The following is a 14592-nucleotide window of genomic DNA, read 5'->3' as shown; positions in this document are numbered from 1 at the left end:
TCCGAGCTTTTCTATTAGTTTAGCAGCGATCTAAGTGATGCCAAGACTAGAGGACAAAGAGATGTACCAAACTACCATGCACCACATGTTTCAATTAGCGTGCTTTACAACGATTCATTCTGAACGCAGTGGTGTGTCCGGGCCTTGCCCCAATGACAAATAATATCCTTCATTTCTGGAAATCGCTGGGTACAGATGATCCATTGGAGCCCCTATTCAAGTCGGCTCCTGTTTTGATGCACACCATAGACGAAACAGGGCGATTTATTCGGGTCAGTCAATTTTGGGCGGACAGACTTGGGTATACGGTCGAAGAAATGGAGGGCCGAAAGGGGATCGACTTTCTGAGTGATGAATCCCGAAAATATGCCATCGAAGTTGCCCAGCCAAAGGTGATCAAAGCCGGAAAAATCTACAACGTCGAGTATGATTTTGTACGCAAAGACGGAACGCTACTGCCTGTATTGCTGTCGGCAATCTCCCAATACGACGAACATGGCGATCATGTTCGTTCGCTTGCCATCATTTTCGACAATTCAGAAGCAAAACGTGTTTCTGCTGAACTACATCAGAAGCAGCGTATGGAAGCCATTGGTGCTTTGGTCGGCGGCGTCGCGCATGACTTTAACAATTTGTTGGCAATCGTCTTGGGAAACTTGGAGTTTCTCAGAGACAATCCAGACGACAAAAGCCGCGCGGAATTCATTGAAGATGCGATAAACGCGGCTTTGCGTGGTGGCAGATTGACACAGCAACTGCTCAGTTATGGCCGCCAAGCGCACCTGACGCCTAGGGAAATAGATTTGAATGTAGTCGTCAAAAGCTCAGACCGCATGGTCCGCAGATTGTTGCCTGCAAATATAGAATTAAACACGGTTACGGATGCGGGTTTGTGGACTTCTGAAGTCGATACCGCGCAGCTACAAACCGCCATTTTAAATATCGTCAATAATGCACGTGACGCGCAGCCTGATGGAGGCCGTATAACAATTGAAACAAGTAACGTACGAATTCACAGCGATTATATTGACATCGCAGACGAAGGAATAGCTCCAGGACGCTATGTGATGTTGGCTATTTCGGACTCCGGAGAAGGAATGGAGCCTGAAGTGGCAGAACAGGTTTTTGACCCATTTTTCACCACAAAACCCGTGGGTAAGGGATCAGGACTTGGCCTATCAATGGTATTTGGTTTCATACAACAGTCTAACGGCGCCATTCGAATTTACAGCGAGAAAAACGTAGGCACGACGTTAAAGTTATACTTCCCTGCACAGTCTCGTACCCTCGAACCCGAGGAAAATCAGTCTAAGGAGGGCGACATCGAAACAGGCGAACTGATCCTATATGTTGAAGATGAGGAGAGTGTTCGCAATATCGTTGTGCGCCAGTTGCAGAAAGAGAATTATCGAATTTTAGCCTGTTCGACTGGAGACGACGCTATGCGCCACGTCGAAAATGGAGTTTGCCCGGATATTTTGCTGACAGATATCGTAATGCCGGGTTCAACTCAGGGGCCAGAACTTGCAAAGCGTTGCCGTGAAGTACTCCCGGAACTGCCTGTCCTGTTTGTCTCTGGCTATCCAACCGAAGCTACAATTCATGGAAGCAACAATCCGTCAGAAGAGCGTTATCTCATGAAACCAGTAAGCCGTGATAATTTGCTCCGGGCGCTGAAAGAACTTTCCGAAAATAATGGCTAGCGAGATCAACAGAGACACGAAAAGCTGTAGGCGAAGTTTGGATCTATTAATACACTTCGCTTTATCCAATCCTGTCTTTCAAGATTACACCAAAGATCTAGGGCCGCGCCGTCACTAAAATCTGGCTGTCCAGCGACAGTATTCGTCCAGAGTCGGCCTCAAAACTGGCTTCCAGTGCTTCGGCAAATCCCTTGGCGCTCTCGGATGTGGGGCGCATGCCGTCAAACAGTGGGGCGGATGAATGCAGCACCAGGATTTTGCTTTTGCCAAGCGAGCTGTCATCAACCCGAAAGGCAATGCCGCCTTTGCCAGCGGCCTCATCCAGGCCAAAGGCAACCCGGATTTTGACCTCTCCACTGTGGCCGTTTCGCAGGGTTTCCAGCGAATTGTCCGGCCGTGCAATGTTGGGCAGCAGGTGGAACACATTGCCCGAGACATCGAGAATCGATACCGTCAAAAATCCGGTGGTCATGTCAGCGGGCACAACAACGTCGATCACTGGATTTTCGCCAACAAAAAACCGACCCGATGGGTTGGGGTCGCCACTGTCTCCGACGCTAAAGGTCACTTGGGCTGCGCCAGCAGGCGCCCGGGGCAGGTGTTGTTCGATCAAGCAAAGGCTGGGATTGAGAACCTCAAGGTCCAGCACCACCTGACGCTCAGCTGCGATGGCGCGAAGGGTATCAAAAAGACCCACACGGGTGGCGGTTTCGGCCACGCGACCTGTAACGGTGATAACATCTGTCGGGCCATATCCGTCAGTCAGTCTGTTGGCGGGGATCACAAGTGGGCCGCAATCGGCAGTGCTCTGCAATACGGCCTCCACCTTGGTCAGGGGCAGAATGGGCACCACAAATGTGATATCAACGCTGCCTTCAAGCGCTCCGGGGAGCCCCGCCGAGAAGATCTGATTCAATCGCGCCGACAGCTCTGCATTTGTCGTGGAGCCGGTCAGTTTGGCCTTGTTGTTGGAGACCACAAAACGCCATTGTTCCAGGTCTGACAACGGTTGCAGGCTGGCGATGACATCCTCGCCCCATGTGTTTGATATTTCACCTGAAGCCAGGGTGACATCTGCGTCATCCACCAGCTCTGACAGAGCATCGCGCGTGGTTTCAGAGGGCATATAGCCAACCGCCTGTGCGGCTTCGCCGTTGGTTTTTTCGACGATCAGCGTAAAAGGGGCAGCCACCGGGTAGGGCTTGGGAAAGAAGCTGTCAAAAGCCCCTGAGACATAGCCGCCGATGCCTGCTGCCATCAGCAAAACAACCAAGCCTATCGCTAGCAAAAAACCACGAGAGGAACCCGTGGGTTCAGCAGGTGGTTTGGGTTCGGGCTTGCGTGTTGGAAAGGCAATGACTGTGGCTTCATCCATAACAGGAGCAGGGTCTTTATCTGGCTTGGCAACCACAGAGTCTGGTGCTTCCAGATAAGACAGGACTTCGCCAGCGCTGGACAGGCGGCGGTTGGGATCGGGATCACACATGCGATCAATCAACCCCTTTAGGGGCTGCGGGACCCCCGATGTATCAAGTGGTTTTTTCTTGTTTTCGACCACTTCCATCGGGTTTGCGCCCAGATTAGGGGGGGCGCCGCGAAAATTGGCCAGCAAAAGCGCGCCCAGCGAATAGATATCGGCGCGGGCATCGGTATTGCCGCTAAGCTGCTCAGGCGCGGCATAGGAGTATTTGCCGGCAAATTCATTGCCAACAATGGTTTCGGCGCCGGGATTGGTGTCTTTGGCGATGCCAAAATCGATAATCACCGCCTGCGAAGGATCACCGCCGCGTAGGATGATATTGTCGGGGCTCAGGTCACGGTGAACGATGTTGCGGGCATGTGCCGCCTGCAACCCCTGGGCCACCCGTCGGCACACGACCAACAGATCCTCGGCCGACATCGGGCCCTGTTTCAGCTTTTTGTCGAGGCCAGGACCATCGATGAAATCCATCAGCAGGTAGATATGGCCATCAGGGGTGCGATGGTTTTCAGAATAGCGCACAACAGCGTCGTGGCGGATTTCGCGAATGTTTTCTTCGCGGGCCATCAGCACGGTGAAATCTTCGTTGCCTGCCAGTTCCTGCTTGAGCACTTTGAGCGCAACCAGATTTCCCGAGATTTCGGATCGGGCCTTGTAGACATCCGAGGTGCCACCACGCCCCAACAAAAGCTCAATGCGATAGGTGTTGTTCAGCAGGTCACCAGGCTGAAACAAATCGCCAGGACGCGAGTCCATCATGGCGCCCTCCCTGGCGCTGTTGCATCTGGAAAGGCGCGCAAACCCCTAGCCAAGGGCCTGGAATTCCACCCGGCGATTGACATCAGCGCGGGGATCATTGTCATCATAGGGCGCAGTTTCACCCATGCCAATGGCCTTGAGCATACCTTCATCGAGACCACAGTCCGAGACCAGATGACGCCGCACTTCTTGCGCCCGCAGCAACGACAGGCGCTCGTTATAAGTGGCGGAGCCCGAGCTGTCGGTGTGACCGATGATTTGAAACACTGTGCCGGTTAGCTGCTGCATCGCATTGCACATATTGACCAGCTTTGGCCGTTGATCAGGCCGCAGTGCGGCGCTGTCGAAATCAAAGGAAATCTGCACATTGATCTGCGACTGACGCTCAACCGGTTCGTAGGTCTCCGCAGCAGTTGCGATTGTTGCCGTTTCCGTAGGCGTTGGGTCAGCGGCTGTCTCTGTTGTGGTACTGGGCACTATCACTAGGCCCCGGGTCTTTTGTTTTTTAAAAGCCGCAGTCAGCTCATCAACTGACAACTCACCATCAGTTTGCGCAAAAGATACGGACGTGGTTCCAAGACCAACAATTAGAAGACTAACACAAAGAACGTTGAGACGGATCACAACACATCCCCCCCTATACAAAAATACCAGTTACAGCGTTCAGCCTATACCACCACCACTGGCCTGCCAATGATTTTGACGCAGCATGCGCAGACTAAAGGGGCCAAGAGGTTTACAGAAATTCGTCTTGGGGCTTTACTCGGCGCACCGGAACAGGGTGAACTGGGGTGGTTAAGTTAGGGGGTTTCATGCGCGTTTTACCTGCAATTATCCTTGCCGTTGGCTTGATGCTGACGCCCGGCATTTGGTTTGCCTTGAAATGGATTTTGTCCGAAGAAGCGTTTGAAGGGGCAGCTGTAGATTCCACTGCGCGCATCGAGATCGAGATGTTGCGGCAGCAAATCGAAGACCTGCAAGGCCGACTGACCGAGTTGCGATCTGAAGTGGCACGGCTACCGACCGGCGGAACGGGGATCACGGCAGAGCCGGATGCAGACGGGGAACGCGCCATATGGGAACAAACGCCCGGTGCGGATCTGGATTATGCCCAGGTGGTGCTGATTGCTGATCGGGTAAATGTGAACAATGGTTTGCGTGTGGCCGGCGGGTCCTATTTGTCTGAAAAGCTGGGCCGTCCACGCGAAGATTTGAATGACAAATGCCAACCCATGACCAACCCCGATTTAAAGGCAAAGCTGGTCACCGAGCAGGTTGGGCCAATCCGTGTCAGCATGTTGCGGCCGGCGATCGAAAGTCTGAAAGTGGTGTTTGCCAATATCCAATCCGCTGACCCTGACTTGTATAATCGCATTAACACCGCCGGGGCGCTGTGTGTGCGGCGCATCCGCGGCACACAGAGTTCCCTGTCGACTCATAGTTACGGGCTGGCGGTTGATCTGAATATTGATGGCAAGCTGGACAATTTCACCGATGGAAAAACCCAACTGGGCCTGACGATTATTGCTGGGTTTTTCAACGATGAAGGCTGGGTTTGGGGTGCAGGATTCCGGCGAGAGGACAGCATGCATTTTGAAATCAGCCGTCGCCAGCTGGACCAGTGGTTGGCCGAGGGGCAGCTTTAGAACCTGTTGTACCGTGCCACGCTAGTCCTCGATGCCATAGGCCCGACGAATGCCACGCTGGGTGCCAGGGCCAAAATCACCGTCGATTGCACCCTCGTAAAATTGGTTTTCCTTCAACCGCGCCTGTAGGGCGCGGCGGGTTTGACTGGTGAACATCTCTGGACGTTCACTGAGCAGGTTCAAAACATCCGAGCTGCCAGATCGCAGCGCTTGATAGAGGTAATAGGCCGACTCGTTAGGGCCCTTGTCGGCGATCAGCCCGTCGTCGATCAGCGCGGCAAAGTTAAACTGAGCCTGTGGATGGCGCAGATCGGCAGCGCGTTCAAAAAATGTCAGCGCCTTTTGTGGGTCTGCCGGAAGCCCCAGACTGCCCTGATAATGTAAAAAACCCAGATCGTTGATGGCATCGGCGAAGTCCTGATCCGCAGCGGTGCGATACAGCTTCAGCGCCCTGATGTGGTCCACCGCCACCCCGGTTCCGCGTTCATACAGCTTGGCCAATTCAAACTGCGCCTCGGGGGAACCTGCGTCAGCGGCGCGCTGCAAATAGGCCACTGCTGCGGCCGGATCAAAACGCCCTTCGTTTGGATTCAGCCGCATATAGGCCAGCCCCAGCATCGAACGGGTATCGCCCTGATCCGCCAGCGCCAACAACTGGTTTTCCTGATCTGGCCGTATCGCCGACCAGGCATCAATGGCCTCAACCGAGGCGACATCAACCTGACCCTCGGCAGCGCCGGCCAAGTAAAATGGCACACCAGTCAGCGAGCCATAGGTATGAGGTTCTTGCAGGTTGTTGGTTTGCTGAAGCACCCGGTCGCGCACTTGGCGGAACATCAGGCTGATTTCCAACCCCGGCTGCGCCATTTTCTCCATCAAGGCAACGGCATAGGGGCTGTTTTCACCAATCCCGTCCAAGGCCACCTGGCCATCACGGGCAGCAAAGGCCACCAAAGTGCCGCGATCAGGATCCGCCGCCGCCATGCCGCCACCCGCGCCTCGGGTTGTTTCGGTGTTCGTCGCCGCCTCGCTGCCGCCATCTAGTGCTATTGCATCGCCCAATGGGTTGTTTCGACAACTGTCCAAAATGACGATCCGCATTTGTCGGGCACGGTCTACCGCCGACAACAAACGTTTCAGCGACATCGACTGACGCTGGACATCGCGATTGCTGGTAACATTTGCGTCCACCGGGATCAGGAAGTTCTCGCCCTGAACTTCGATCCCGTGACCGGCAAAATAGATCAGCGCCAGATCGGCAACTTCTGAACGAAAGGCAAAATCGTCCAGCAACTGTTCAACCTCGGCTGTTCCAGCATCAACCGACAGGGTGACGTCAAACCCGATATTGTCCAACATCGCGGCGATGGCTGTGGCATCATTTTTGGTATTATCCAGCGGCGGAAGCGTTTGATACTCGGACATGCCCATGACCAGCGCAATCCGTCGACTGTCAGCGTGACCCAACGCGGGGGACATCACCCAAAACAAGACAACGGCAATCCGTAAAAAGGCAACCATGGCACCAACCCAACACACACAAAACAAACTCACCACCAGTCTAGCCTGCACTGGTTGCAAAGCAGAAGTAAATTATCCGCGGTTGGCGGTGACACATAAAAACGCCGCCCAAAAGGGCGGCGTCAAAAGATCATTGCTCTGAAAGCATCTATTGCATCAGGCTCACGTTGACCTTCAAGCAGATCAGAACGCTTCAAACGTCCCGGCAGACGCCTTGGGTTCGATCATCTCTCCGGTTCGGCTAAGCCGCTGGCGCAATTTCTCAAGCGTAATGACTTCGGTTGCCTGGGTCAGGTTAGCCTTGCCATCGTCTTCGACTTGACGGTTGAGCTGCTCAAAAAATCCCGAGATCCCACCCAGTGTCTGCGCGATCAGGTCAAAGTCCTGTAGCTTTTTGATATCAGCACTCGACGGTTTCCCATCGCTATCGAGTACGGAAAAAACGATATCTTCAAGCTCCAACACTTTGGCCTGCAACTGGCGCATTTCACGTGCAGACACTGCGCACATATCTATGAAATGACTGGTCGACAGGCTCATTTTACAACTTTCCTACAACTTGTTCGATTGCTTGTTTCATAGTGGCGACGGTAAACGGTTTGCGGATGATGTTGTTCATCATCAGGCGCCGTCCAACCTCGACCACCTCGGGGGTTGGTTTACCTGTTACCAGAATAAAGCCAGTCCGCTGGGTCGTGCGATTTTCACGCAGACATTTCAGCAGCCCAAGACCATCCATTCCCGGCATGTTGTAGTCTGACAGCACAAGATGCACCGGACTGGCAACAATCTTTTGAAATGCCGATTGGCCATTATTTTCAACCATATAGTTCTTGATGCCAAGTTCATCCAGACATTGTGTCAGGATTCCACGGCTCGTGGACATGTCATCAACAACCATAACGCGCAGTGAGTCTTTAAGGCTCATTTTCTAGTTCCTTGTAGTTCGGCTTTGCCGATTAATCAGGTGCGAACACCGGCAGAAGAGTTGATGTAGGTTGTAATCCCGGAGGTCTGCAGATGTGAGGCTGCAGGGCCGGACATACGTTCCGAGTGGCCAATAAACAGGTAGCCACCTGGGGTAAGAGTTTTCTGAAACGCAGCCCAAACATTCTGTTGGGTCGGTGTGTCAAAATAGATCGCAACATTGCGGCAGAAGATGGCATCGAATTTCCCGCGGAACGGAAAGGGTTCGATCAGGTTCAGTTCCCCAAAACTCACCAGCGAGCGGAGCACCTTGGGAATTTTATTGCCGTCTTCCTTGTCACCCTTGACCCTGTAGTCGGCTGGAATCTGGGCCAGCTCGTCAGCGGGGTATTGCGCAGCCTGGGCTGTCCGCACCACCACAGGATCAATGTCGGTCCCAAGGATCTTGATATCCAAACGGGCCGCTTCGGGGCAGAGCTTATGCACGATCATCGCCATAGTATATGGCTCTTGTCCGTTAGAACAGCCTGCCGACCACAACCGCACACGACCACCCTTGCGGGCTTTTTCGATCAGCGGCGGCAATACATCATTGCGCAGAGTTTCAAAGTGATGCGGTTCCCGAAAGAACTGTGTCACATTGGTGGTCAGCAGCGACAACAGCTCACTACGTTCGCCCTCACCACCTGGGGCATCCAGGCTGGCCAGATAACTCTCAAAATTCTGCACCTTCAGCTTAGTCAACCGTCGCGCCAGGCGCGACGATACCAAAGGCTTCTTGTTGCTCGACAGAGCCAGCCCAAAGTTCTTGTGGGCAAACTTGGCAACAGAATCAAAGTCCTGATCTGACAGCGTAAACTGGCCCGAACCGGTTTCTATCGAAGGTGCTATTGTCACAGAGCCACCTGTTCAGTTGAAGCGATTACAGCGTTGAGGTTGATGATCCGCACCATTTCGTCGTCCTGGGAAATGATCCCCTGGATAAAGTCCATGGTATTGCGGCTATCCACATGCGGCGTGTCCTGGATATCATCAGGATCAATCGAGATGATTTCGGACACCGATTCAGCCAGCAGGCCCACCGGTTTGTCGTGAACCGATACAACGATCACCACATTGCGCTCGCTGGCTTCGGTTTGTTCCAGTCCGAAACGAGCCGACAGATCATAAATCGGGATCACTGCACCACGCAGGTTCATCACCCCCAACACATCCGCTGGCGCATGTGGCAGTACCGTTACCGGTTGCCACCGCCGGATTTCCCGGATCTGGGTTATTTTCAGACAGAACGCCTGACCCGCGACAGTGAAACTGACGAACTCGCTGTGTTCAGTGTGTTTGGTTTCAGCTTGCAATTGCATTGTTCACCCTCCGGTCGGTGTCAAAGACGGCTGCCGAAGATGACGCCGTTACGATGCTTTCAGGATCCAGGATCATGGCAATTTTGCCGTCTCCCAGAATGGTTGCGGCGGATACGCCAGGGACATTGCCACAGACGCCATCCAGGCTTTTGATCACCACTTGACGTTGATCATGGATGTCGTCGACAGCCAGGGCACAGCGATCACCACTTTCGGTTTCCACCAAGAGATAGACGCCTGCAGGTTCGTCCTGCCCACCACTGCGCAAACCAAGGGTATTGGCGACGTCACAGATCGGAACAAAACTGCCACGGATGGACAACAGGGTACCGTCGGCGCCCAGATTATTGATCATCTCGTCGTTGCCACGCATGGTTTCGACAATCGCAGTGATTGGCACCACCATGGTATGTCCGGCAACCGAAACAACCATTCCGTCCATAACGGCCAAGGTCAGCGGCAGGATGATCGAAAACACAGAGCCTTGCCCAGGATTAGACGAGATATTGACCCGACCACCCAGTTTAGTCACCGCATTTTTCACCACGTCCATGCCAACACCACGACCCGACAGGTTCGAGATTTCCTTGGCAGTTGAGAACCCTGGCAGGAACAACAGGTTGTCAATTTCACTGTCGTTCAGTTCAGCGTTTTCGGGGATCAGGCCTTTGTCGATGGCAATCTGACGGATCTTCTTGCGGTTCAAGCCCGCTCCGTCATCCCTGACTTCGATACAAACCGAACCCGAGCGATGCGCCGCCGTCAGGCGAATTTCACCAGCTTGATCCTTGCCTGCGGCAGAGCGAACTTCAGGATTCTCAATCCCGTGGTCCACTGCGTTTCGCAGAATATGGGTCAACGGATCAGCAAGGCGTTCGATCACCGTTTTATCAACTTCGGTGGCTTCACCTACGGTGACCAACTTGGCTGTCTTACCAGTGGCCGCCGAAGCTTCGCGGACAATACGTGCCATACGCTGAAACAAGGGTTTCACCGGCTGTGCACGAATGGCCATCACGCCTTCTTGGATGTCACGCGCAAGCGTTTTGAAACCTTCAAGCTCGGTTTCGACATCGCGTGTGTCACTGGCATCCAGGTTGGCGATTTGCTGCGCCAGCATGGAATGATTGATGATGAGCTCACCCACCGCATTGATCAGACGATCAACCCGATCCAGTTCTACCCGCAGGGTCGGCTTGGGACCCGTAGATTTTGACGCATCCTTCTTAGCAGCCGGAGACTTTTCAGCCGCTGGAGGTTCTGCGGCCTGGGGTTCTGCAGCTTGCGTTTCAACGGCTATAGGAGCAGCAGGTTCCGACACCTCTTCGACCTCTGACACCACTGGGGCGGGAGCTTCGACAGTTTCAGGCGCCGGCTGCTCTAAAGGGAGCGACACTGCACTTTCAGTATCAACCGCGCCTTCAGCTGCGGGAATACCAAACGCAGCATTCAAAGCGGCCAAAGCATCGGCGTCTTCCTCTTCCTCGCCTTCGCTGCTGACCGAAAGCTCACACAAGCCTTCAACAAACTCAAATACAGCATCAACTGATTCGCGAGATTCGGTCGTGGTCAGTGTCAGTTCCCAGGAGATATAGCTTTCGCCATCTTCCATGGAATCAAACCCGGGCAATTCACTGTCGTCCAGGCGGACGGACAGGGTGCCCAGATCAGAAAGAGCCTGAAACAGGAAGTAAGGTTCATTGCCAGTCGCGAACATCTCTTTCAGAGGATGAAAGCGAATCTCAAAGGTCTTTTCTTGCACCGGAGCAATGGCGGCGGGTTCAAACGCCGCACCAACACCCATGGGCTCAAACACCAAGTCTTCTTCGTCTTCGTCGATGTACTCGGCAAGAGCGGAAATCAGCACATTGTGATGTGCCTCATCCACCTGACCGCCGTCACGTGCACAGGTCACCAAGTCAGACAGGTGGTCGCTGGCGCGGAACAGTAGCTGGATCAGTTTTTCGTCCAGCTCCAGCTTGTTTGAACGTACATCGTCAAAAACGGTTTCAAAGTTGTGCGCAAAGGCAACCAGTTCATCAAGGCCAAACGCACCAGCGCCGCCCTTAATGGAGTGCACCGCACGAAACACCGCGTTGACGGTCTCAGCGTCCTGGTCGCCCTCTTCGATGGCAGCCAGACCCGCATCCATTGCTTCAAGGAGCTCTTCGCACTCCTCAAAGAATGTATCCATGATCGAACCAGTCATTTTATGCGGCCGCCCCTGTAACTCGCTTAAGCGCGAAGATCAGAGAAGCATCATCAAATGGCTTGGTAATCCAACCGGTCGCACCAGCAGAACGAGCGCGAGACTTCATGTCGGCGGCGCTTTCAGTGGTCAGAACCAAGATTGGCACTTTGGAATTAATGCCTTCGCCACGCAGTTCTTCGATCACACCAAAACCATCCAGGTTCGGCATGTTGATGTCGGTGATCACCACATCAGGTGCAACATCAGGGTAGATATCTACACCCTCACGGCCATCTACGGCGCTGTGATATTCAAAACCGGCCTCTTCCAGGCAGGCTGCAAGCAAATTCCGGATGGTCCGGGAATCATCTATCGCCAGAACTTTGGTTTTCATGCTGTTTCCTCATCTTCAAAACGATTGGCATCGACCCCCATTAGGGACAGAGCCCGGCGGCAGCCTTCGGTGATATTGGTGACCGAGAAGTCATGTCCCTCGGATCGCCATTGTTGTTCCGCTCCAAGCAGCAGCTGCAAGCAGCGTGACGGCAACATTGCCACCTTGCTGCAGTCGATCACGATTGGCTGGGAACGTGCCCCATTCAAGAACGTGATCAGCGGTGTCAGCTCAGAAAATGCATTTGGCAAATCCAAAACATGTGTTTGTGGTTCAGTCGTCATATGCAGCGATTCGCACCCCCGTTGTCGGCGACGTGTTGGACTTCGATGCACAATTCATAGGCCGGGGGGCTTAACAATTGATTGCTGAAATCCATGTGACCGACAATTTCACAGGGGTCTTTGGAGGCTCAATTTGTTCAATATTTTATACGAATTTTGCGATATTGCCGACGCAAGCTTCTGTGTAAAAGCGGGCCGGGCAAATTCAAAGAGAAAACACTCCTTATACTATAGGCGCGGATTTGAACGGCCTTCGATCAGCTGAAATGCCAGCCAGTCAAACCGTAGTAGTTATAAAGCGCGGCATCTTGATATTCAGATTTTGAAAAAACCTGCTCGATGTAAGCTTCAAATTAACACTCGGTGGTGGATGAATAAGGGAATTCAAACACGGCTTACCAGGCCGCGTTCCGTAGGAGGACAAGATGAAGGCTTTAATGAATATGAAGTTAGCGTACAAACTGCCATTGTTTGTTGTCAGCTTCGGTGTGCTCGTGACTGTCATTCTCGTGACGTTCAGCACCATCACGTTTAAAAACAACACAATCGCCAGCTCGGAGGAAAGCTTCAAAGCGATCGTCGCAGGCCGGGAAATGGCCTTGAAGAGTTTTTTTGACAGTGTAGATGCCGACATTGTGTCTGTTGCAGCATCGCCTTCAACAGGAACGGCTATTGAACGGTTCTCAATGAGCTGGAATGGCCTGGCAAATCAGGGCAATGCAGGTGAAGCACTGCGTCAGGGCTATGTCACTGACAACCCAAACCCACTGGGTGAAAAGCATCTGCTGGATCGTGCTGAAGGCAGATCTTCGTACCATATGCATCACGAAGGCGTCCATCCTGCGCTTCGCACACTTATGGAAGCCAAAGGTTATTATGATGTCTTCATGATGAACCTGGAAGGTGACATCATCTATACTGTGTTCAAAGAGCTTGACTATGGCACCAACTTGATGACTGGCCCCTATAAGGATACCGGTCTGGCACAAGTTTTTCGGGCCGCAGTCGACGCACAACCCGGCGAAGTGTTCTTTTCTGACATGGAGGGCTATGCTCCCAGCCATGGGGCCGCCGCCGCATTTGTTTCCAGCATTGTCTTGGATGAAATCGGCGAGCCTATCGGTGTGCTGGCGTTCCAACTCCCAGTGGACCTGCTGACCAATATCACAAATAATGCAGACGGCCTGGGAGAAAGTGTCGAGATTTACCTGATCGGTGCTGATCACAAAGCCCGCACAACCTCGCGGTTCGAAGGTGGATTCCAAGTTCTTGATGACATGAACGTCCATGCTCATGTTGAAACTGCCCTGGAAGGTCGCAAGGAATTCTATCACGAAGCTGTTGGCCTTAAGGATCAAAGAGTAATTGCGTTCTCAGACGGCCTAGAAATTCACAATGTTCAATGGGCACTGGTCGCCGAGCAGGATTGGTCCGAGGTTATGGCGCCGGTTGACGCCGCTCGCAATAAATTGCTGCTAGCTTCCGCTCTTCTTGCAGCCGTGATGTCCTTCTTCGGATGGATGTTTGCACGCAGCATTACCCGTCCGATCGCCCGTATCTGTGTAAGCATGGATGAGGTCGCCGAAGGCAATCTGCAGGGCGACATTCCGTCATCCCTGCGCGGTGATGAACTGGGGCAGATCGGCAAGACACTTGTAAGTTTGCGCGATGATCTGCAACAGGCTCGTAACGCCGAAGAAGAACGTGCAGAACAGCAGCACGAACAGGAAAAGGTTGTTGCCCGCCTGACCAGTGGCCTGGACGACATGGCCAAAGGTGATTTCTCAAAGCCACTGGTTGAACCGTTCCCCGCCAACCACGAGCAGCTGCGCAATGACTTTAACCGCACACTGAACACGCTCAGCTCGACCATTGTCGAAGTGGTCAACTCGGCCGAAAGCATCAGCAATGGTGCCACCGAGATCAGTCAGGCTGCGGATGATCTGTCGCAGCGCACCGAAAGCCAGGCGGCCACTCTAGAGCAGACTGCGGCTGCGTTGGAACAAATGACTGTTAGCGTCAAATCCGCTTCGGATGGGGCTCATAGTGTGGAAAACATCGTCAACGAGGCCAAGGTCGAGGCCGAGGAAAGTGACAAGGTTGTTCAGCACGCGGTTTCGGCCATGACCGAGATCGAAGAATCTGCCAACCACATCAGCCAAATCATCGGCGTAATTGACGACATCGCCTTCCAGACCAACCTGTTGGCGTTGAACGCCGGGGTTGAAGCCGCCCGTGCAGGTGAAGCAGGTCGTGGATTTGCGGTTGTGGCCTCCGAAGTGCGCGCCTTGGCGCAGCGTTCGTCAGATGCGGCGATGGAGATCAA

13 protein-coding genes are annotated in these 14592 nt (G+C 53.4%); 3 read left to right on the top strand and 10 right to left on the bottom strand.

From position 1 onward, the window contains the following. Positions 1–152: 152 nt before the first annotated feature. Positions 153–1703 carry an ATP-binding protein gene (locus tag AC2T28_RS21330; RefSeq protein ID WP_486750666.1) on the top strand — a complete coding sequence of 517 codons (1551 nt, stop codon included), beginning with the start codon at positions 153–155 and terminating at the stop codon, positions 1701–1703. A gap of 97 nt (positions 1704–1800) precedes the next feature. On the opposite strand, the gene AC2T28_RS21325 is transcribed toward AC2T28_RS21330, so the two are convergent. Continuing rightward, positions 1801–3942, bottom strand: coding sequence for a serine/threonine-protein kinase (locus tag AC2T28_RS21325; RefSeq protein WP_486750665.1), 2142 nt, complete (start codon positions 3940–3942; stop codon positions 1801–1803). A 45-nt stretch (positions 3943–3987) separates the two neighbouring features. After that, positions 3988–4419: an OmpA family protein gene (locus AC2T28_RS21320; protein WP_486750664.1), complete on the bottom strand. Its 432-nt coding sequence runs from the start codon at positions 4417–4419 to the stop codon at positions 3988–3990. A gap of 335 nt (positions 4420–4754) precedes the next feature. On the opposite strand from AC2T28_RS21320, the gene AC2T28_RS21315 reads away from it, so the two are divergent. Beyond that, complete coding sequence (locus AC2T28_RS21315; RefSeq protein ID WP_486750663.1) at positions 4755–5588, top strand: M15 family metallopeptidase; 834 nt, start codon at positions 4755–4757, stop codon at positions 5586–5588. Positions 5589–5609: 21 nt separating this feature from the next. Here the strand turns inward: AC2T28_RS21315 and AC2T28_RS21310 are convergent, their stop codons facing one another. The 8 genes from AC2T28_RS21310 to AC2T28_RS21275 all read right to left on the bottom strand — a co-directional run bounded on the left by AC2T28_RS21310 (position 5610) and on the right by AC2T28_RS21275 (position 12266). Further along, complete coding sequence (locus AC2T28_RS21310; RefSeq protein ID WP_486750662.1) at positions 5610–7109, bottom strand: caspase family protein; 1500 nt, start codon at positions 7107–7109, stop codon at positions 5610–5612. Positions 7110–7292: 183 nt separating this feature from the next. Continuing rightward, on the bottom strand, positions 7293–7649 hold the full coding sequence (locus AC2T28_RS21305; protein WP_486750661.1) for a hypothetical protein: 357 nt from the start codon (positions 7647–7649) through the stop codon (positions 7293–7295). Position 7650: 1 nt separating this feature from the next. Beyond that, positions 7651–8037: a response regulator gene (locus tag AC2T28_RS21300; protein ID WP_486750660.1), complete on the bottom strand. Its 387-nt coding sequence runs from the start codon at positions 8035–8037 to the stop codon at positions 7651–7653. A 35-nt stretch (positions 8038–8072) separates the two neighbouring features. Then, on the bottom strand, positions 8073–8933 hold the full coding sequence (locus AC2T28_RS21295; protein ID WP_486750659.1) for a CheR family methyltransferase: 861 nt from the start codon (positions 8931–8933) through the stop codon (positions 8073–8075). Beyond that, a complete protein-coding gene (locus AC2T28_RS21290; protein ID WP_486750658.1) occupies positions 8930–9397 on the bottom strand; it encodes a chemotaxis protein CheW in 468 nt (155 codons plus the stop codon). The genes AC2T28_RS21295 and AC2T28_RS21290 overlap by 4 nt, the downstream gene beginning before the upstream one ends. Next, positions 9381–11606, bottom strand: coding sequence for a chemotaxis protein CheA (locus tag AC2T28_RS21285; protein ID WP_486750657.1), 2226 nt, complete (start codon positions 11604–11606; stop codon positions 9381–9383). The genes AC2T28_RS21290 and AC2T28_RS21285 overlap by 17 nt, the downstream gene beginning before the upstream one ends. 1 nt (position 11607) lies before the next feature. Further along, on the bottom strand, positions 11608–11982 hold the full coding sequence (locus AC2T28_RS21280; RefSeq protein WP_486750656.1) for a response regulator: 375 nt from the start codon (positions 11980–11982) through the stop codon (positions 11608–11610). After that, on the bottom strand, positions 11979–12266 hold the full coding sequence (locus AC2T28_RS21275) for an STAS domain-containing protein (RefSeq protein WP_486750655.1): 288 nt from the start codon (positions 12264–12266) through the stop codon (positions 11979–11981). Before AC2T28_RS21275 ends, AC2T28_RS21280 begins: the two co-directional genes overlap by 4 nt. Positions 12267–12691: 425 nt before the next feature. Between AC2T28_RS21275 and AC2T28_RS21270 the strand changes: the two genes are divergently transcribed. Then, a partial coding sequence (locus tag AC2T28_RS21270) for a methyl-accepting chemotaxis protein (protein WP_486750654.1) occupies positions 12692–14592 on the top strand: 1901 nt, incomplete at its 3' end.

This window comes from Parasedimentitalea nitratireducens, from assembly GCF_057444295.1.
This window is presented reverse-complemented; position numbering and strand designations above follow the sequence as displayed.

Bases quoted from the DNA above. Each gene is read 5' to 3' on its own strand.
- AC2T28_RS21330 (WP_486750666.1), top strand. From the start codon at position 153: ATGACAAATAATATCCTTCATTTCTGGAAATCGCTGGGTACAGATGAT.
- AC2T28_RS21325 (WP_486750665.1), bottom strand. From the start codon at position 3,942: ATGATGGACTCGCGTCCTGGCGATTTGTTTCAGCCTGGTGACCTGCTG.
- AC2T28_RS21315 (WP_486750663.1), top strand. From the start codon at position 4,755: ATGCGCGTTTTACCTGCAATTATCCTTGCCGTTGGCTTGATGCTGACG.
- AC2T28_RS21310 (WP_486750662.1), bottom strand. From the start codon at position 7,109: ATGGTTGCCTTTTTACGGATTGCCGTTGTCTTGTTTTGGGTGATGTCC.
- AC2T28_RS21305 (WP_486750661.1), bottom strand. From the start codon at position 7,649: ATGAGCCTGTCGACCAGTCATTTCATAGATATGTGCGCAGTGTCTGCA.
- AC2T28_RS21300 (WP_486750660.1), bottom strand. From the start codon at position 8,037: ATGAGCCTTAAAGACTCACTGCGCGTTATGGTTGTTGATGACATGTCC.
- AC2T28_RS21290 (WP_486750658.1), bottom strand. From the start codon at position 9,397: ATGCAATTGCAAGCTGAAACCAAACACACTGAACACAGCGAGTTCGTC.
- AC2T28_RS21285 (WP_486750657.1), bottom strand. From the start codon at position 11,606: ATGACTGGTTCGATCATGGATACATTCTTTGAGGAGTGCGAAGAGCTC.
- AC2T28_RS21280 (WP_486750656.1), bottom strand. From the start codon at position 11,982: ATGAAAACCAAAGTTCTGGCGATAGATGATTCCCGGACCATCCGGAAT.
- AC2T28_RS21275 (WP_486750655.1), bottom strand. From the start codon at position 12,266: ATGACGACTGAACCACAAACACATGTTTTGGATTTGCCAAATGCATTT.